We start from the raw sequence: 1,133 nt of genomic DNA on the forward strand, positions 1-1,133 counted from the left end.
CTCAGCATCCCTATAAAACTCAAATCTTGGACTTCCATTCCTGCAAAACCCAATGGGCAACTCGTTCACTCTATTTTGAGGGACAGAAGCGAAATCAATTCTGTATCCTACACTACCGTTTGAATTTGGAATTGCTGAAAAATAGCTAAATTAGTTGACAATAAACTTCTAATATGCTAATGCAGTTAGCTATGGCTCCTAAATGGGCGATTTCATAACCGTGGGTGTTTTGGGTGGGAAAACCTAAGCAAGCGGCCTTAGCTATATGACCGAATTTCATGGCGATGGAGGCATCGCTACCAAAACCACTAATAATGGCTAATTGCAGCGGTATTCCCGCCTTTTCGGCCGCTATTCTTAATTCTTGATTTAATTCCTCATCATAGATACCGTAACCATCCTGAGACAATAAAACAGGAGTGCTGCCATCCTTAATCGGATATTCAGGAGCGAGGGGACAGATTTCTAGGGCAATTAAAGCATCTAAGCGGTTATTTGCGGTAAAAAATAAGGCCCCTAATGCTCCTACCTCCTCCTTAGCTGAGGCAACCAGATATATATCCACCGCGGGGTTAATTACTCTGGCCGCTAATGCTAAAAGAATCGCCACGGAAGCCTTATTATCAAGGGTATAACTGGCAATGTAGTCTTTTAGTCGCAAGGGTTGTTTTCGGTGTTTTCCCACCACGACTCGACTACCGACGCGCACCCCGCAAGCGTCTAATTCTTCTGGAGTCAATTTCGTCTCTATCCATGCGGATTCCCAGGTGACGGGAGTGTTTTCCTGCTGTACTTTTTGCGGAGATTGATGGGAAATATGACGGGAACCAAAGGAGAGAATTCCCGATCTGGTTTCCCTATCACCGATAATATCCACCACTCCCTCTCCGTAAATCCAAGGAAAAGCTCCCCCAAGTTGGCGAATTTGCAGAGTACCATCGGGATTAATTGCTTTGATAATAGCACCAATTTCGTCTTTATGACCAGTAATAGCAATTTTTTTGGTCGAATCTCGTCCTCTAATTTTGCCGATGACATTTCCCGCTTGATCTTGCCATGTTTCTAATCCTAACTCTTGAAAGCGTTCTAGTAAAAAGCGATCGATTTCCGTTTCCATCCCACTAGGAGAATGA

1 protein-coding gene is annotated in these 1,133 nt (G+C 43.9%); it reads right to left on the reverse strand.

What is annotated here, in order from left to right:
• Positions 1–145 precede the first annotated feature (145 nt).
• On the reverse strand, positions 146–1,133 hold a 988-nt coding region (locus PX481_RS17790; RefSeq protein WP_288095261.1), incomplete at its 5' end, for a M42 family metallopeptidase.

The organism is Microcystis sp. M53603_WE2 (genome assembly GCF_030065435.1).